This is a genomic window from Citromicrobium bathyomarinum (genome assembly GCA_001306305.2).
GTDB lineage: Bacteria > Pseudomonadota > Alphaproteobacteria > Sphingomonadales > Sphingomonadaceae > Alteriqipengyuania > Alteriqipengyuania bathyomarina.
The window spans coordinates 1,592,569-1,608,599 of the sequence record CP155577.1 but is presented as its reverse complement, the minus strand read 5'-3'; the positions used below and the strand labels follow the sequence as shown (position 1 = coordinate 1,608,599).

Annotated in this window: 14 protein-coding genes and 1 tRNA gene; 8 read left to right on the top strand and 7 right to left on the bottom strand. The window is 66.0% G+C overall.

Annotation, left to right across the window (positions count from 1 at the left end; all coding sequences use genetic code 11):
• Positions 1-35: 35 nt before the first annotated feature.
• Complete coding sequence (locus VO57_007895; protein XBL71244.1) at positions 36-1,190, bottom strand: phosphoserine transaminase; 1,155 nt, start codon at positions 1,188-1,190, stop codon at positions 36-38.
• 212 nt (positions 1,191-1,402) lie between these two features.
• On the opposite strand from VO57_007895, the gene VO57_007890 reads away from it, so the two are divergent.
• The gene (locus VO57_007890) at positions 1,403-2,566 is read left to right on the top strand and encodes a glycosyltransferase family 1 protein (protein ID XBL71243.1); all 1,164 of its coding nucleotides are present in this window, start codon (positions 1,403-1,405) and stop codon (positions 2,564-2,566) included.
• On the opposite strand, the gene VO57_007885 is transcribed toward VO57_007890, so the two are convergent.
• Together VO57_007885 and VO57_007880 are read right to left on the bottom strand one after the other, a co-directional pair.
• Complete coding sequence (locus VO57_007885; GenBank protein ID XBL71242.1) at positions 2,558-3,016, bottom strand: hypothetical protein; 459 nt, start codon at positions 3,014-3,016, stop codon at positions 2,558-2,560. The genes VO57_007890 and VO57_007885 overlap by 9 nt on opposite strands.
• A gap of 78 nt (positions 3,017-3,094) precedes the next feature.
• Complete coding sequence (locus tag VO57_007880; GenBank protein XBL71241.1) at positions 3,095-3,925, bottom strand: PadR family transcriptional regulator; 831 nt, start codon at positions 3,923-3,925, stop codon at positions 3,095-3,097.
• A 102-nt stretch (positions 3,926-4,027) separates the two neighbouring features.
• Between VO57_007880 and VO57_007875 the strand changes: the two genes are divergently transcribed.
• Both VO57_007875 and VO57_007870 read left to right on the top strand, forming a co-directional pair.
• Positions 4,028-5,350, top strand: coding sequence for a replication-associated recombination protein A (locus VO57_007875; protein XBL71240.1), 1,323 nt, complete (start codon positions 4,028-4,030; stop codon positions 5,348-5,350).
• Positions 5,347-6,228 carry a hypothetical protein gene (locus tag VO57_007870; GenBank protein XBL71239.1) on the top strand — a complete coding sequence of 294 codons (882 nt, stop codon included), beginning with the start codon at positions 5,347-5,349 and terminating at the stop codon, positions 6,226-6,228. The genes VO57_007875 and VO57_007870 overlap by 4 nt, the downstream gene beginning before the upstream one ends.
• Before the next feature lie 3 nt (positions 6,229-6,231).
• Here the strand turns inward: VO57_007870 and VO57_007865 are convergent, their stop codons facing one another.
• A complete protein-coding gene (locus VO57_007865; protein XBL71238.1) occupies positions 6,232-6,540 on the bottom strand; it encodes a TM2 domain-containing protein in 309 nt (102 codons plus the stop codon).
• A gap of 168 nt (positions 6,541-6,708) precedes the next feature.
• Here VO57_007865 and VO57_007860 point away from each other — a divergent pair.
• Positions 6,709-6,781: transfer RNA gene (locus VO57_007860), tRNA-Thr, on the top strand.
• An 82-nt stretch (positions 6,782-6,863) separates the two neighbouring features.
• On the opposite strand, the gene VO57_007855 is transcribed toward VO57_007860, so the two are convergent.
• The 3 genes from VO57_007855 to queF form a co-directional block, all read right to left on the bottom strand.
• Positions 6,864-7,910, bottom strand: a complete 1,047-nt coding sequence (locus VO57_007855; GenBank protein XBL71237.1) for a phytase — start codon at positions 7,908-7,910, stop codon at positions 6,864-6,866.
• A gap of 5 nt (positions 7,911-7,915) precedes the next feature.
• Positions 7,916-10,798: a TonB-dependent receptor gene (locus VO57_007850; GenBank protein XBL71236.1), complete on the bottom strand. Its 2,883-nt coding sequence runs from the start codon at positions 10,796-10,798 to the stop codon at positions 7,916-7,918.
• 144 nt (positions 10,799-10,942) lie between these two features.
• Entirely contained in the window at positions 10,943-11,422 is a 480-nt protein-coding gene (gene queF / locus VO57_007845) for a preQ(1) synthase (protein ID XBL71235.1), read from the bottom strand.
• A 126-nt stretch (positions 11,423-11,548) separates the two neighbouring features.
• Here queF and VO57_007840 point away from each other — a divergent pair, with 126 nt between their 5' ends.
• From VO57_007840 to VO57_007825, 4 genes are read left to right on the top strand one after another with little or no spacing between them, the layout of a single operon-like run.
• Positions 11,549-12,760 carry a hypothetical protein gene (locus tag VO57_007840; GenBank protein ID XBL71234.1) on the top strand — a complete coding sequence of 404 codons (1,212 nt, stop codon included), beginning with the start codon at positions 11,549-11,551 and terminating at the stop codon, positions 12,758-12,760.
• A 42-nt stretch (positions 12,761-12,802) separates the two neighbouring features.
• Complete coding sequence (locus tag VO57_007835) at positions 12,803-13,651, top strand: sulfurtransferase (GenBank protein ID XBL71233.1); 849 nt, start codon at positions 12,803-12,805, stop codon at positions 13,649-13,651.
• A complete protein-coding gene (gene metC / locus VO57_007830; protein XBL71232.1) occupies positions 13,603-14,856 on the top strand; it encodes a cystathionine beta-lyase in 1,254 nt (417 codons plus the stop codon). The genes VO57_007835 and metC overlap by 49 nt, the downstream gene beginning before the upstream one ends.
• Complete coding sequence (locus VO57_007825) at positions 14,853-16,022, top strand: mechanosensitive ion channel domain-containing protein (GenBank protein XBL71310.1); 1,170 nt, start codon at positions 14,853-14,855, stop codon at positions 16,020-16,022. Before metC ends, VO57_007825 begins: the two co-directional genes overlap by 4 nt.
• Positions 16,023-16,031: the final 9 nt, after the last annotated feature.

Here is a 16,031-nt window from a genome sequence, read left to right as displayed (position 1 = left end):
TCAGGGTGACGGGATAGCCAGGGGGTGGCGCGGAGCTACTTCTGGAGCTCGGCGAAGGCCCACTCGATCCACGGGATCAGGCGCGCGATGTCTTCGCTCTCGACCGTGCCGCCGCACCAGATGCGCAGGGACGGCGGAGCGTCGCGATAGCCGTTGAAGTCGTAGCCGACGCCTTCGGCCTCCAGCATCTTGTAGATCTTGTCGGGCACCGCGGCCTGCGCGTCTTCCGAGAGACTGTCGAACCATTCGCCCTGGAAGACGAAACATACGCCGGTATTGGTGCGCTTGGCCGGATCGTCGACCATGTTGCGCACGTAGGGCGTCGCCTCGATCCAGTCGGTCAGCACCTTGGCGTTGGCGTTGGCGCGTTCGATCATCGCGGGCAGCCCGCCGATCGACTTCGCCCATTCGAGCGCGGCGATGTAATCTTCGGTCGCCAGCATCGAGGGCGTGTTGATCGTCGCGCCTTCGAAGATCGCGGTGTTCAGCTTGCCGCCCTTCTTCAGGCGGAACAGCTTGGGCAGCGGCCAGTCGGGATCGTAGCTTTCGATCCGCTCGACCGCCTTGGGGCTGAGGATCAGCATCCCGTGCTGCGCTTCGGAGCCCATCACCTTCTGCCAGCTGTAGGTGGTGGCATCGAGCTTGGCCCAGTCCATCTCCTGCGCGAAGACGGCGCTGGTCGCATCGTTGATCGTGATGCCCTTGCGATCGGCTGCGAGCCAGTCAGTGTTCGGAATGCGCGCGCCGGACGTGGTCCCGTTCCAGGTAAACACGACGTCGTTGTCCTGCGGGATCGAATTCAGGTCGGGGATTTCGCCGTAGGGCGCGTCGAGCACCTGCAGGTCGGGCAGCTTGAGCTGCTTGACCGCGTCCTGAATCCAGACATTGCCGAAGCTCTCCCAAGCAGCGACCGTCGCGGGGCCTGCGCCCAGCATCGTCCACATCGCGCATTCGAGCGCGCCGGTATCCGAACCGGGCATGATGCCGACGAGATAGTCGTCGGGCACGCCCAGCAGCTCGCGGCTGAGGTCGATCGCGTATTTCAGGCGCGCTTTGCCGACCGAAGAACGGTGCGAGCGGCCCAGCGATTCGGTTTTGAGTTTGTCGAGCGACCAGCCAGGAAACTTGGCGGTCGGACCGGACGAAAAGAAAGGACGCTCCGGACGGAGCGTCGGCTTGGTAGCAGTCATGTATTCTCTCCTTGCAGAGAGCTCGCGCGGCGTTGGGACCGCGTGGCCCGTCGGCGGCAATAAAGTTGCGCAGCAACAAGTCAACGTGAAACTGAAAAACTGTCGCCGGGTATGATCGCATTCGCATCACGAAGGCAGCTTGGTCCGAAGATGGCGAGACAGTGCCTCCACCCCCTCGCCAAGTGCAATCGCGAGCCTTAAGGCGGGCAGCGATGGACGTTACCGATCTTCGCGTTGCCTTGGTCAGCGGCAATTACAACATGGTCCGCGACGGGCCGACGCAGGCGCTCAACCGCCTGGTCCGCCATTTGCTCGACCAGGGCGGTGCGGTGCGAATCTTTGCGCCGACGGTCGAAAACCCGCAGGTAGAGGCGGTTGGCGACCTGGTATCGGTCCCCTCCCTGCCTATCCCGTTCCGTCCGGAATACCACTTCACCTTCGGGCTGAAGGGGGACACCCGGCGCGCATTCGAGGAATTTCGCCCCAACATCGTGCATGTCGCCAGCCCGGATCGCACCTGCCAGCAGGCGGTCGAGTGGGCGCGCGAGCACGACGTGCCGGTGCTGGCATCGGTCCACACCCGGTTCGAAACCTATCCGCGTTACTACAAGATGGGCTTCCTCGAACCGGTGATCGAATCGTTGCTGCGACGGTTCTATCGCAAGTGCGATGCGCTGGTCGCGCCGTCGCCGGGGATGGTCGACGTGCTGTGCAGTCAGCGGATGAACCGGGATATCGGAATCTGGACCCGCGGGATCGACCGCGAGGTGTTCCACCCCGGCGCGCGCGACATGGAATGGCGGCGCGAGATGGGCATTGCCGATGACGAGGTGGTGATCACCTTCCTCGGCAGGCTGGTGATGGAAAAAGGGCTCGACGTGTTCGTCGACACGATCATCGAGCTGCGCAAGAAGCAGATCCCGCACAAGGTGATGGTGATCGGCGACGGGCCGGCGCGCGGGTGGTTCGAAAAGGCGCTGCCCGGCGGGATCTTCGTGGGCCATCAGGGCGGCAAGTGCCTGGGCCGCGCGGTCGCCAGCGGCGATATCTTCTTCAACCCCTCGATCACCGAGACCTTCGGCAACGTCACGCTCGAATCGATGGCCTGCGGGCTGCCGGTGGTGGCGGCCGATGCAACCGGCAGTTCGGGCCTGGTCGCCGATGGCGAAACGGGGCTGCTGGTGGAGCCGGGCGATGTGAAGGGCTTTGCCCTCGCCCTCGCCCCCTATTGCCTCGACGCCGATCTGCGCGCGCGCCATGGCGCCGCAGGGCTCGAACGCAGCCGACCCTATACGTGGGAGGCGATCAACGCCTCGATGGTCGATACCTATCTGCGACTGGTCGAAGCCAAGCCGCCCTGCGACGGTTCAACGTAGCACGCCTTTCGAGCGCATGCTGGCGGCGTAGATCAGCAGGAAGGTCGCGATCGACCAGATCACGATGGTAATGATCGTGGTGGTGGTGTTCTGCACCCAGTCGGGCTGCCCGACCACCATCTGGTAGACGGTGGTGGTCGCCAATCCCAGCAGCGACAGCGCAAAGGCATGCACCGCGAAGCGGGTGCGCAGCAACAGCAGCAGCGAACCGAGCACTGCACCCCATACGCCCACCGCCCAGGCCCCGTGAACCCACGCCGGATAGCTCTGGAAATAGGCGAGCGCCTGCTGCGGCGTCGCCTCGATCCCGTCCATCATGCTTTCGAAATAGGCGAGATTGCCCAGCTGCGTTTGCAGGTAATCATTCGCGCCGAACGCATTCCATGCGAGCGACACGATGCCGACCACCCACAGGTGCCACGGCGTACGCGCCTTCAGATGCTTGTCCATTTCGCCTCTCCCCCCGTGGAGGTGCGACCCGGACACGGAGGATACACCCCCGCGCCCGGGCGACAAGTGTGCGAGTATTCAGAGACGTTCGATCTTGCGCGCCAGTTCGTCGATCAGGTCGACGACCTTGTCCTTGTTCGCGCCGCTGAACTGGCCGTTGGCGGCGCGGTTGGTGATGACCGTGGCGAGATTGCCCAGCGCGCGGAGCAGATCGGGCGAGCCGCTGGGCTTGGCCTTCTCTCCCTGCTTGCCAAGCCGCTGCATCAGCCGCGCGACTTCATCGCTGCGCTCTTCCAGTTCCGCCATCCCGGCGTCGGTGACGCGGAAGGCCTTGCGGGTATCCTCGGCCTCGACCGGGGCGATCAGCCCTTCGTCTTCGAGCAAAGAGAGCGTAGGGTAGATCACGCCAGGACTGGGCGCGTATTCGCCGCCGGTCAAATCCTCGATCTCCTTGATCAGCTCGTAGCCGTGCTTACGCTCGCCCGCGATCAGTGCGAGCAGGACGAGCCGCAGTTCGCCGGGGCCGAACATCCGCTTGCGCCGATGTTGGCCGCGATGGCCCGCGTCATGGCCGCCCGCCATCTTCCAGCGCGCACGGTTGCCACGCGGTCCGCCGCCAGCACCGCTACCCCAGCCGCCGCCCCAGCCAGCGCCGAATGGGCCTGAGTCGCCGAAGGGACCGCGCGGGCCGAACGGGCCATTGCGACCGAAGGGGCCGCCGGGCCCGAACACGCCGTCGCTGCCGAACAGGGCATCGGCGGAAAAGCCATCGCCGCGCCGTTTGCCGCCGCGCGTATCGCGCTCGTCGGGGCCACCCTCGAACCCGTCGTCGAAATCTCCATCTTGGTGGTGATCGGGAATGCGGCCTCCGATCGGCTCGTCATCCTCGCGCTTGTGGTCATCGGACATCTGCATTCTCCTGTGTGTACGATATAGCTAAGATATATCTTGGATATATCGCTACAAGTAGCCGCTGCATTTTTCCGACCGAACCCCTATGTCAGCCGACCAATGGCCGATCTGTTCGAAAACGAGGCGCCCGCGCCCTCCCCCACCGCCCCTGCCGAGCCGCGCGAGGACGCGCCGCTGGCCGACCGGCTGCGCCCGCGCACCCTCTCCGAGGTTGTTGGCCAGGAACACCTGACCGGGCCGGAGGGCAGCATCGGGCGCATGGTCGCGGCGGGCCGCCTGTCGAGCATGATCCTGTGGGGCCCGCCGGGCACCGGCAAGACCACGATCGCGCGCCTGCTCGCCGATAGCGTGGGCATGCGCTACGCCGCGGTCAGCGCGGTGTTCAGCGGAGTGGCGGACCTGAAGAAGGCGTTTGCCGAGGCGGAGACTGCGGCCAAGGCCGGGCAGAAGACGCTGCTGTTCGTGGACGAGATCCACCGCTTCAACCGCGCGCAGCAGGACGGCTTCCTGCCCTTCGTCGAGCGCGGCACGGTCACGCTGGTCGGCGCGACCACGGAGAACCCCAGCTTCGCCCTCAACGCCGCGCTGCTCAGCCGCGCGCAGGTGCTGATCCTCGAGAGGCTGGGGCACGAAGCGCTGGGCGAACTTCTCACCCGCGCCGAGGAGCTGGAACGGCCCCTCCCCCTGACAGACGACGCACGCGCCGCGCTGATCGCTTCAGCCGACGGCGATGGCCGCTTCCTGCTCAACCAGGCGGAGACGCTGTATAATGCCGGGCTGGACAAGCCGCTCGACCCGGCGGGCCTCGGCAGTTTCCTGCAACGCCGGGTGGCGGTGTACGACAAGGATCGCGACGGGCACTACAACCTCATCTCCGCGCTGCATAAGGCGGTGCGCGGGAGCGATCCGGACGCCGCGCTCTATTACCTCGCGCGGATGCTGACCGCGGGCGAAGAGCCGCGTTATCTCGCGCGGCGGCTGGTGCGCATGGCGGTGGAGGATATCGGCATGGCCGACCCCGCCGCGCTGACCCAGTGCATCGCCGCGCGCGACGCCTACGAGTTTCTCGGCAGCCCGGAGGGCGAGCTCGCGCTGGTGCAGGCGTGCCTCTACCTCGCCACCGCGCCCAAATCGAACGCGGCCTACATGGCGCAGAAGGCCGCGTGGCGCAGCGCGAAGGAGACGGGCAGCCTCACACCGCCGAAGAACATCCTCAACGCGCCGACCAAGCTGATGAAGAACATCGGCTACGGCGAGGGCTATTCCTACGACCATTCGGCTGAGGATGCGTTCTCGGGCGACAATTACTGGCCCGACGAGATGGAGCCGCAGGGGTTCTACCAGCCGACCGGGCGCGGCTTCGAGAAGCGCGTGGCGGAGCGGATGGAGTTCTGGGCGGCGCGGCGCAAGGGGCGCGATTGAACCGCTTCTCCCACTTCCTCGCGATCGACTGGTCCGGCGCGAAAGGCGAACGGCACAAGGGCATTGCGCTGGCCTTGGCGGACCTGGGCGGTGGCCCGCCCCGCCTGCTCCGCCGTGACCAGCCGTGGAGCCGCGAGGATGTACTCGTCCTGCTGCGCGACGATCTGCCGTCCGATACGCTGGTCGGCATGGATCTGGGTATCGCACTGCCCTTCGCCGATTGCGGCGCGTTCTTCCCCGGCTGGGAGCATTCTCCGCCGCACGCCAAGGCGCTGTGGGCGCTGATCGACGATCTGTGCGCCGACGACCCGCATCTGGAGGCAGGCGGCGTGTTGAGCCATCGCGAGCTGGCGCGCTATTTCCGCCATGGCGGCGCACACGAAGGCGATCGCTTTCACGCGCCCGATGCCGCAAGCCGCGAAGGGCGCTTTCGCGTCGCGGAGCAGGCGCAACGGGCAATGGGATGCCGCCCGGTCTCCAACTTCAACCTCGTCGGCGCGGCGCAGGTCGGCAAGTCGAGCCTGACGGGAATGCGGCTGCTCCACCGGCTGGACGGCGCGCTGCCGGTGTGGCCGGTCGACCCGTTGCCGCAGGCAGGTTCCGTGCTGGTGGAGATCTACACCGCGCTTGCCTCACTCGCCGCGCTGCCCGCGCGTCGTGGACGCAAGGTGAGAGATCATTCGGTGTTGAACGAGGCGCTGGCCGCGCTCGGCTTCGGCCCGGTCGCGGGCTCGGGCCCGATCGACGATCACAGCGCCGACGCGCTGCTCACCGCCGCGTGGCTACGCCGGAATGGGGACGATGTGAGGCTATGGGCTCCACCCGCACTCGACAGGCGACTGGCACAAACCGAAGGCTGGACCTTCGGCGCGCGCTGACCCTCAGGCGGGGATCGCAGGCAGCGATGCTTCGCTGCTCAATCGGTCGAGCGTCTGCAGGTTGCTCTGTTCGGCTTGGCCCGGGATCAGGAAAGCATCGACCAGCCACCACACGCTCAGCACGAACCAGCCAAGGAAAAACGGAATCCAGCCCAGCAGCAACAGCGCCAGCTGCGCAGCTCCGCTGCCCGTACGGCCGAGATAGAACCTGTGCGCGCCGAATGAACCGAGGAACAGCCACAGAATATAGGCCGCCGCGACGGACTTCTTCCGGGCGTCGTATTGCAGTTGCGTACGAAGGTTCTGATCCACGTCTGTTTCCTTGGCGTTACCTGCCCTTGTGTACCAGATCGGGGCAGTTTTGCCAAAGCAAAGCGGGTCGCGCTCGCCCAACGGCGCCCCAAGATCGAGCTCTGATCGACGGGCATCGACAGGCTTTACGAGAGCCGCATTTTGCCCCAAGGCGCTGCGGCACCAAGGGCCGGTTTAGCTCAGCTGGTAGAGCAGCGGTTTTGTAAACCGAAGGTCGCGGGTTCGATTCCTGCAACCGGCACCGTAGGCCCGGCTGTCGCCGCGATGTCGGATGGCCGGGGAAGCTGGCCGGCAGCTCCCCCTACCCCACTCCCGGTGCCGGGTCAGTCGGCCTTCGGCGACGTCTCCAGCGCTTCCAGAATGGCCGCCCACGAAACCAGCTTGAAGTTCTGCGCGTACGGCGGATTGATGCCGTCCTGCGCCACGAACAGGCCTGCTGGATAGTCCGGGCCGAAGCTTCCGGCATGCAGATCGATCCCGTCGGTCTCCTCGGTCGCGCCGACTGCGCCCTGCGCGATCCGGAAACGGCCGACCGGCTCCATTCCGGGCAGGCGGAACACCGCGTAAGCATTGTCGCCCTGCGAGGATGCGATCAGGTATCCGCCTCTGTGCCCCTCGGGCAGCAGCGCGAGGCCTTCGACATCGGCGACCAGCATTCGGTTGTCGATCGGGGCGACCAGTTCGCCCACCGGGTCGGATCCGCCCACGCGGAAGCGCCAGATGCCGCCGTTTTCTTCGCCCACATAAAGTCCGAAATTACGCGCATCGACCACGCAGCCTTCGGCCTGACTGGGCACGCTCATCGTGTGTTCGATCCTGCCGGTCCAGTCGTCGCGAATCCGGACCTGATTGATCGTCCCGTCCTTCAGCACGGCAAAGGCGACCACGGCGTCGCCCGCGCTCGTAAATGGCGGGGTCCACAGGCACAGGCCGTAAGCCTCCCCAGCGCCGCTTGCCACCGAACCCAGCGGTTCGAGCCGCGCGCTCTGGGTGTCGAGCCGGAACAGCGCGATCGCGGAATTGTCGGGATCGGTGCGGTCGCTCGCCGCGACCAGCACCGTGCCGTCCGCCAGCGTGACCAGATCGACATTGTTGAGCAGGCCCGCATCGAGGAAGAACAGGTCTTCGCCCTTGAGATTGTAGACGTGCAGCCCGGCTTTCTTGTCGGTGCCGATAATCAGGCTTTTCGACGGGTCGGCCTGGTTGCGCCAGATCGCCGGATCGTCCGCCGCATCCTCGTTTCCGGTGCCCACCGGCGCGGTCTCCGCCGTGGCGTAGACCGACACCGCAGGATCGCCCGTCACGGGCAGGGTGGCGCAACCTGCCACCGCCAGCGCAAGGCCAGCGGTGGAGAGAAATTTAGAACGCATCCGCATCAGAAGGTCACCCTTACGCCGCCCTTCATCGTCCAGCTATATTCCTCGAACTGGTAGGGATTCCGCTGGCCGCCGAAATTGTTGTAGGCGTAGTACTTGGCGTTGTTGATGTTGACCCATTCGTAGAACAGCTTGATGTTCTTGGTCAGCTTGTACTTCGCGCTCAGATCGAGCTGGAAGCGGTTGTCGACATACCGGTCGAGCGCGGCCTCGTCGGCGATCTCGTCGAGATAGCGGTCGCGATAGGTGCCCGCCAGGCGGATATCGAGCGGCCCCTTGTCGTAGCCGAGCACCACGTTGAACGTGTGGCGCGCGGTCGCAGGCAGCGGGATTTCGCGCGGGTCGGTCTGGTCGCCATCGGTGAACACCGTGCCCGTCGCATCGGTATAGGTGTAGTTGGCCTGGACCAGCAGCCCATCCAGCGGGCTCGGCAGGAAGCTGAGCGACTGGGCGAAGCTGGCTTCGAACCCGAAGACCTTGGCTTCGTCGCCGTTGATCGGGATCACCGCCTCGTCGTAGGCGATGCCGTTGAAGACCCCGTCCCGCTGCACGGTGTCGACGATGTAGTCCTTGATATCCTTGTAGAATACCGCACCCGTCAGCGCGCCATTGCTGTTCATGTAGTATTCCAGCGAGGCGTCGAAGTTCCACGCACGATAGGGATCGAGCGCGGGGTTCCCGAATTCGCCTTCACGCTCGTCATCGTCGTTCTGCTCGACCGCGAAGCGCGGGGCGAGCTTGCTGAGCTTGGGGCGGACCAAGCTCTTGTACCCGGCCAGACGCAGGATCAGGTTGGGCTGCGCTTCCCAGCGGATGTTGAGGCTGGGCAGCCAGCTGTCGTAGTCCTTCTCGAACGCGACCGGGCTGACGATGACGGTGTCTTCGCTCGCCGTGCCGCCGCCGGGCAGCGTGCCGTCTTCCTCGATCAGCGTCACCGTGTTGCCGAGGATGGAGTTGCGCGTGTTCTCGAACCGCACCCCGCCGATCACGCGCAGGGTGGAACTGTCGTATCGGCCGAGCAGATACCCGGCGAGGATGTCTTCGGAGACCGAATAATCCTCCACCGCGCTGTCGAAATCGCTATCAACCGGCTGGAGCTCGAAATCGTCGAAATTGGCGCGGAAATAGTCGCTCGCCCCGGTGTAGCTGGCGACCGGCGAGATGTCGGTGATGCGGTAGGTCTGGGTGCCGAGAACGTCGGCCAGCGAGAACGTGCCCGGGCCGTCGTATTCGTAGAACTCGACCTCCTTGTTATAGGTCTTGTCGCGCCAGCGGCCTTTGAAGCCCGCCTGCACCGTGAACTCCCCGCGATCCATCGCGAAGCGGCGGCCTAGGTCGAACTTGGCGGCGTATTCCTCGTCTTGCGCGTCGGACAGCGCGGTCAGCTCGATATCGTTGAGCTCATATTCGGACGGATCGTAGAAGCTGCCCGGATCGGCGATGACCGAATAGATCGGGCGGCGCTGGTCCGAATAGTCGAAGCCCAGGGTCAGCCCGTCGTCGGAGAACCGCTGACGGAATTCGGCCGGGTCGACGTTGCCTTCCTCGGTTTCGGACGACTTGGCCCAGCTGCCCGAATATTCCGCGAACCAGTCGCCCCAGTCGCTTTCACCGCCAACCACGATCGAGCGGATCTTCTGCGATTCGAGGCGATCCTTGATGTCACGCTCGACCCCGATCCGCTGGCGCAGATCCTCGCCCGGTTCGGACGGATCGTCGATGGTTGCGTCGCTGAAGGTCGCGCCGTTGGCCGTGATGGTGGTGGGACCGAAATCCTCGAAGTCGCCGAGATCGAAGGTCGTGCGGCGGCGATATTCCTGGTCGTCGAACTGGCTGTAGATGCCGCGTACGTACAGCTTCGTGCTGTCGCCGGCGCGGAAATCGAAGTTGAGCGAGGCGCTGATCCGCTCGCGCTCCACGTCATAGTCGCGATACTGAACTTCGGTGGGAAAGATCATCCCCGCGTCCGAATAGTCGTCCGCCTCGATATTGTCGGTTTCGAACTTGCGCTTGTAATAGGAAAGGCCGCCCGAAACGCCGACATTGTCGCCCAGCCGGGTGGCGAAATCGACGCTGCCCTTGGGGCTGATATGGTCGGCGTAGTCGTTGTAGCTGCCCTCGATCTTGGCTGTCAGCAGGCTCTTGCGGCGGTCGAACGCGCTGGTCGTCTCGATCTCGACCGAGGCGCCGATCGTGTCGCCGTCCATGTCGGGGGTCAGCGACTTCTTCACTTCGATCGATTCGATGATGTCGCTGGAAATCACGTCGAGCGCGACCGAGCGCACGTCGCTTTCGGGCGACGGCACGCGCACGCCATTGAGCGAGGTCGAGACGAGATCGGGGTCGAGCCCGCGCACGCTCACGAAGCGGCCTTCGCCCTGATCGTCGAGCACGTTGACGCCGGGGACGCGGCGCAGCGATTCGGCCACGTTCTGGTCGGGAAACTGACCGATCGCATCGCGGGTGATCACGTCGCTGACACCGTCGGCCTCGCGCTTCATGTTGAGCGCGCTTGCCTGGTTGGCGCGCTGCCCGACCACCAGGATCATCTCGTGGCCGCCATCGACCGGCGACAGCTGCAGCGTGACGTCGATCTCTCCGGTCGCGGGCACGCTGACCGTCTCGCTGACGGTCTGCGCGCCGACATAGCTCGCCTCGATCGTGTATTCGCCTTCGGGAACGTCGGTGAAGAGGAACGAGCCGTCGCGATCGGTCGTGGCGGAACGGTTGAGTTCGACGATCCGCACCTGGGCGGAACGCAGTGCGACCGTATCGCTCCCGTCGACGACATAGCCGCCGACCTCACCCGCGATTGCCGGTGCGGCAAGAGCGGTGGCGAGCGAAATTATGCCAACCCGCGTGGCGAAACGCATCTTCTTCATCAGTAAAACCCCTAGGCTTGATCCCTGTGGGGCGCCGTTAGGAGGGGAGTTTTACGCCTGCTTGACGCATTTGCGTCAGTTCGGAGAATCCGCGAACCAGCCGGTCGGCTGTGTCATAATCGTCACGTAGCCGGGCCGGAGCCGTCAGCCGCGACCGCGATAGTTCTGGACGCCCTGTTCGGGCACCCACAGGCCTTCGGGCACTGGCCCGCTCTGCCAGAACACGTCGATCGGGATGCCCCCGCGCGGATACCAGTAGCCGCCGATCCGCAGCCAGCGCGGGGCCATCTCGTCGAACAGCCGCTGGCCGATGCCCACGGTCACATCCTCGTGAAAGCCGCAATGGTTGCGGAAAGAACCGAGGAACAGCTTGAGGCTCTTGGATTCGACGATGGTCGCCTGCGGGGCATAGTCGATCACCAGATGCGCAAAGTCGGGCTGGCCGGTGACCGGGCATAGCGAGGTGAATTCGGGCGCGGAGAAGCGCACCATGTACAGCGAACCCTCGCGCGGATTGGGCACGTAATCCAGCTCGGCTTCTTCGGGGCTTGCAGGCAGGCCGGTCGATTGGCCGAGAAAGCGCGGAGTGGTGCCGGTCTGCGGGTCGTTGGATGTGTCGCTCATGCCGCGTCCTTGCCTTCATCGTGCGCGCGGCACAAGCAAGCCTTTGCGTAGCGGCGATTCACCGCCTATTCAGCGCCGCCCTGCCCGGTGTACCGGCATCTTTCTCCTGCTCCGAAGTCCGAATTGATGAGACGCGCCCTTTTCCCCTGCCTGCTGTTCTTCGCCGCCACGGCTGCCCATGCGCAGTCCGCCAGCGACTTTCAGCTGCCGCCCGATCCCGACGCGACGCCCACCGCGCGCCCGCAGGCGCAGGGGCCGATCGATCTGGAGGGAGAAAACCGCAGCGCGCCGCGCGTGATCCTGCCGCCGACGGCCACGCCGACGCCAGCCGTCACGCCGCGCCCCAGCGCATCTCCGCGCGCGTCCGAGACTCCGCGCCCCCAGCCGAGCGCCACCCGTTCGGCCCGCCCGAACCTGCCGACCAGCGATGCGCCCGTTTCCACCCGCGAAGTTCTGGCCGAACCCGCGCCGAGAGCCAGCGCGCCTTCCCGCGCGAGCGCTGACAGCCAGGATTCCGGGGCCGGCTCTGCGCCGGGCGATACTGGCGTAGTCGATACCGGTGCGCAGGAAACCGCTCCCGAACCCGACGCCGCTCTGCCTGCCAATGTTCTGCCCGAGACCGTGCCCGATGACACGGCGCAGCCTGTCGACGCGTTTGGCGCATCGTCCGACAACGAAGGAACGCCGGGCTGGCTGTGGGGTGCGCTGATGGCGGGGCTCGCGCTGCTGCTCGGCGCGATCATCCTGTTCGCGGCCCGTCGGCGCAGGCGTGCCCGGGCCGAGGTGCAAGCCGCTCCGGCCGACCTTTCCGGCCCGCCGCTGCGCGAAATCCACAAGCATAGCGCGCTCCCGCGCCTCGAAGCGGCTTCGCTGGGCATTGAAGCGCATGCCACCACGCTCAGCCGCAGCGTGGTCAACGCGACGGTCGCGTACCGCCTGACGATCGTCAATCGCGGGCGCGCGCCGATCTCGCAGGTCCGCGTCGCGGGCGATCTGACCACCGCCCACGGGCGCGTGCCGACCTCGCAGCAGGTCGCCGATCCCCACCACTCCTACCCCGAACTGCACACGATCGACCATCTCGATCCGGGCGAGCGGGCGGTCATTCGCGGGGAATTGCGGCTTCCCTTGAGCGAGGTGCGCGCGCTGCAGCAGGGCCAGGTGCCCGTGTTCGTCCCGCTGATGCGGCTGACCGTGCACATTGCGGAGCAGAAGCCCTCCGCGCATACCTTCGTCATCGGCACCAAACCGGCAGGCACCGCCGCGCGCCCTGCCCCGTTCCGGCTCGACGAAGGCCCGCGCACCTATTCGCAGCTGACCACCCGCGCACTCGCCTGAGCGCTCGACAAGCCGGGGGCCGACCGGCTATCCGCGCTGGCAATGGACATGCTCGTTTCGACCGAGCGGCTGGCCGAAGAGCTGGCCGCGCCCGACCTCGCGGTGCTCGATGCCTCGCTGCACCTGCCGATGGCCGAGCGCGATGCGCGCGCCGAATTCGAAACCGCGCATATCCCCGGCGCCCGCTTCCTCGACCTCGCCGGGCTGCACGATCCCGCCTCCGCCCTGCCCGGCAAGGTGCCCGACGGTGAACGGGTCGCGCGCTGGCTGGGCGAACGCGGTATCGGCCCGCAGACGCGGATCGTGCTGTACGACGATTCCGATCTACGCAGCGCGTGCCGGGCGTGGGTGCTGCTCGACCTCGCAGGCCTCGGCAATATCGCGGTGCTCGACGGCGGGCTGGCCAAGTGGAAGGCCGAGGGTCGGCCGCTGGAAAGCGGGACGCCCGAGATAGCCGCGATGGATCGCCCGGCGACCACGGTGCGGATCACGGACCTTCGCGACAAGGCCGCGATGCTCGCCAATCTTGACGATCACCGCGAGCAGGTGGTCGACGCGCGCGATGCTGGCCGCTTCACCGGCAGCGTCGAAGACGCCGTGCACGGCCTGCCCGGCGGGCACATTCCCGGCGCACGGCACCTGTTCTTCCGCGATGTGCTGGCGGAGGACGGCACGTTTCGCGATCCCGAGACGCTGCGCGCGCTGTTCGACAAGGCAGGGCTCGATCTCGATCGCCCGATCGTCGCCACCTGCGGCAGCGGCGTGACCGCGTCGGTCCTGCTGTTCGCGTTGCGGCTGCTCGGCGCTCCGCAGACCGCTCTCTATGACGGCAGCTGGAGCGAATGGGGCGCAGACCCCGACACACCCAAGGAAACCGGAGAAGCCCGCTGAGCAAGATCGACAAACCGACCGGAGCCAGCACTGCGGCCGTCCTCGCCGGGCGGCGCGAGGAGTGGACCGGCCCGGTGGTCAATCCGCCGATCTGGCGCGGCAGCACGCATCTTTACGAAAGCGAAGCCGACCGGATCGCCGCGCTGGCGCATAACGAGGACGGTCATTTCCACTATGGCCGCCGCGGCGCGCCGACCCAGTGGTCGCTGGCCGAAGCGCTGACGCAGCTGGAGCCGGGGGCCGAGGGCACCATGCTCTATCCCAGCGGCACCGCCGCGCTGGCAGGCGCGATGATGAGCGTGCTGGAGCCTGGCGACGTCCTGCTGGTGCAGGACAATGTCTACGAACCGACGCGCTCGATCGCATCCGGCCTGCTCAAGCGGTGGGGCGTGGAAGCGCGCTTCTTCGATCCCGCCGATCACGACGCCTACGCAGCCGCCTTCGACGACCGGACCACCGCGGTGATGCTGGAGACGCCCGGCAGCCTGACGATGGAAGTGCCCGACGTCCCGCGCCTTGCGGCAATCGCAAAGGATAAGGGCGCGGCCGTCCTGATCGACAATACCTGGGCCACCGGGCTGGGCTTTCCCGCGCTGGAGCATGGCTGCGACATCACCATTACCGCGCTGACCAAGCATGCGGGCGGCCATTCTGACGTGATGATGGGCGCGGCGAGCGCTGGGGCCAAGTATTACGCCAAGCTACGCCATACCGCGCAAAGCCTCGGCCAGGTGGTCTCGCCCGACGATGCCGCGCTGGTCGCCCGGGGCCTGCGCACCATGCCGCTACGCCTCAGGCAGAGCACCGCCAGCGCGCTGAAAATCGCACACTGGCTCAAAGCCCGCGCCGAGGTCGCGCATGTGCTTTGCCCGATGGTGGAAGGGTCGCCCGGCCACGATCTGTGGGCGCGCGATTTCAGCGGCGGATGCGGATTGTTCAGCTTCGTGCTGGCCGGTCACACCAGCGAACAGCGCGCCGCGTTCGTCGACACGCTGGAGCTGTTCGGCATCGGTTATAGCTGGGGCGGGTTCGAAAGCCTTGCCCTGCCCTTCGATGCCGCGCGCATCCGCAGCGCAAGCGCCTGGCCCAAGCCCGGCTGGCGCGAGGAAGATCACCTCGGCATTCGCCTCGCCATCGGGCTGGAAGATGCGGATGACCTGATCGCGGACCTTGACCGCGCCTTCGCCACGATCAAGCATAGCTGATGTCTGGCGTCGGCCCCACTTCCGCAACCGAAGCGGTTCTCAATCCCGGAGCGAGCCCCAGCCCCACGCCTACGGCCAGCGCCGATCCGCTGCAGTCGGGCGAACAGGTGATCCTGCAAGCAGTGCCCACCGACGGGTCAACCCCTGCCGCCACACCCATCCCCACGCCCTCCGCATCGCCTACCGATTCGGTGAAGGCTGCGGACGAACTTGCCCAAGCGGTCGGCCAACAGAGCCAGACCGTGGGCGACGTCATCCAGTCGCTTCAAGGCATGTCGATCGACGTGGGCTCGATGACGATTTCGGTGTGGTCAGGCATCGTCTTCATCGCCGTGACCATCGGCGTCTTCGCGTTCGCGTTCTTCGGCAGCAAGCTCGCGCATCTCGGGCTGGCGCGCGTCACCCGGCTCGACCAGACCCGCCGCCTGCTGGCGGAGAAGATCGTCACCATCGGTGTGTGGGGCATGGCGATCCTGATAGGGATCGACCTGCTCGGGATAGACCTGACCGCGCTGACCGTGTTCTCCGGCGCATTCGGCCTTGCCATCGGTTTCGGTCTGCAGAAGACCTTCGGCAACCTGATCGCCGGGATCATCCTGCTGATGGACAAGTCGATCAAGCCGGGCGACGTGATCGCGATCGCGGATCAGGCGGGCGTCTCCACCTTCGGCCAGATCCGCAAGATCGGCATTCGCGCGGTCTCGATCACCACCCGCGACCAGAAGGAATACCTGATCCCGAACGAGAACCTGATGATCAATCAGGTCGAAAACTGGTCCTATTCCAGCCGCAACGTGCGGATGCAGGTGCCGGTCGGGATCAGCTACCACGCGGATATCGACAAGGCGGAAGAGCTGATGCTGGAGGCCGCGCTGTCGTGCGACCGGGTGCTGAAATCCCCCCCGCCGACCGTCTGGCTGGACGGGTATGGCGACAGCAGCGTCAATTTCATCATCCACGTATGGATCACCGACCCTGAAGCGGGGACGGGCAACGTGAAGAGCGCGGTGCTCAAGAAGCTGTGGCACCTGTTTCAGGAACACGAGGTCGAGATCCCCTTCCCCCAGCGCGATATCAACCTGCGCAATGCGGAAGGGCTGGACCAGCTGATCGCGGCGCTCCAGCAGACTCGCGCGAAATCCGACAAGCCTGAGGCCAAGGAATAGGCGCTAAAG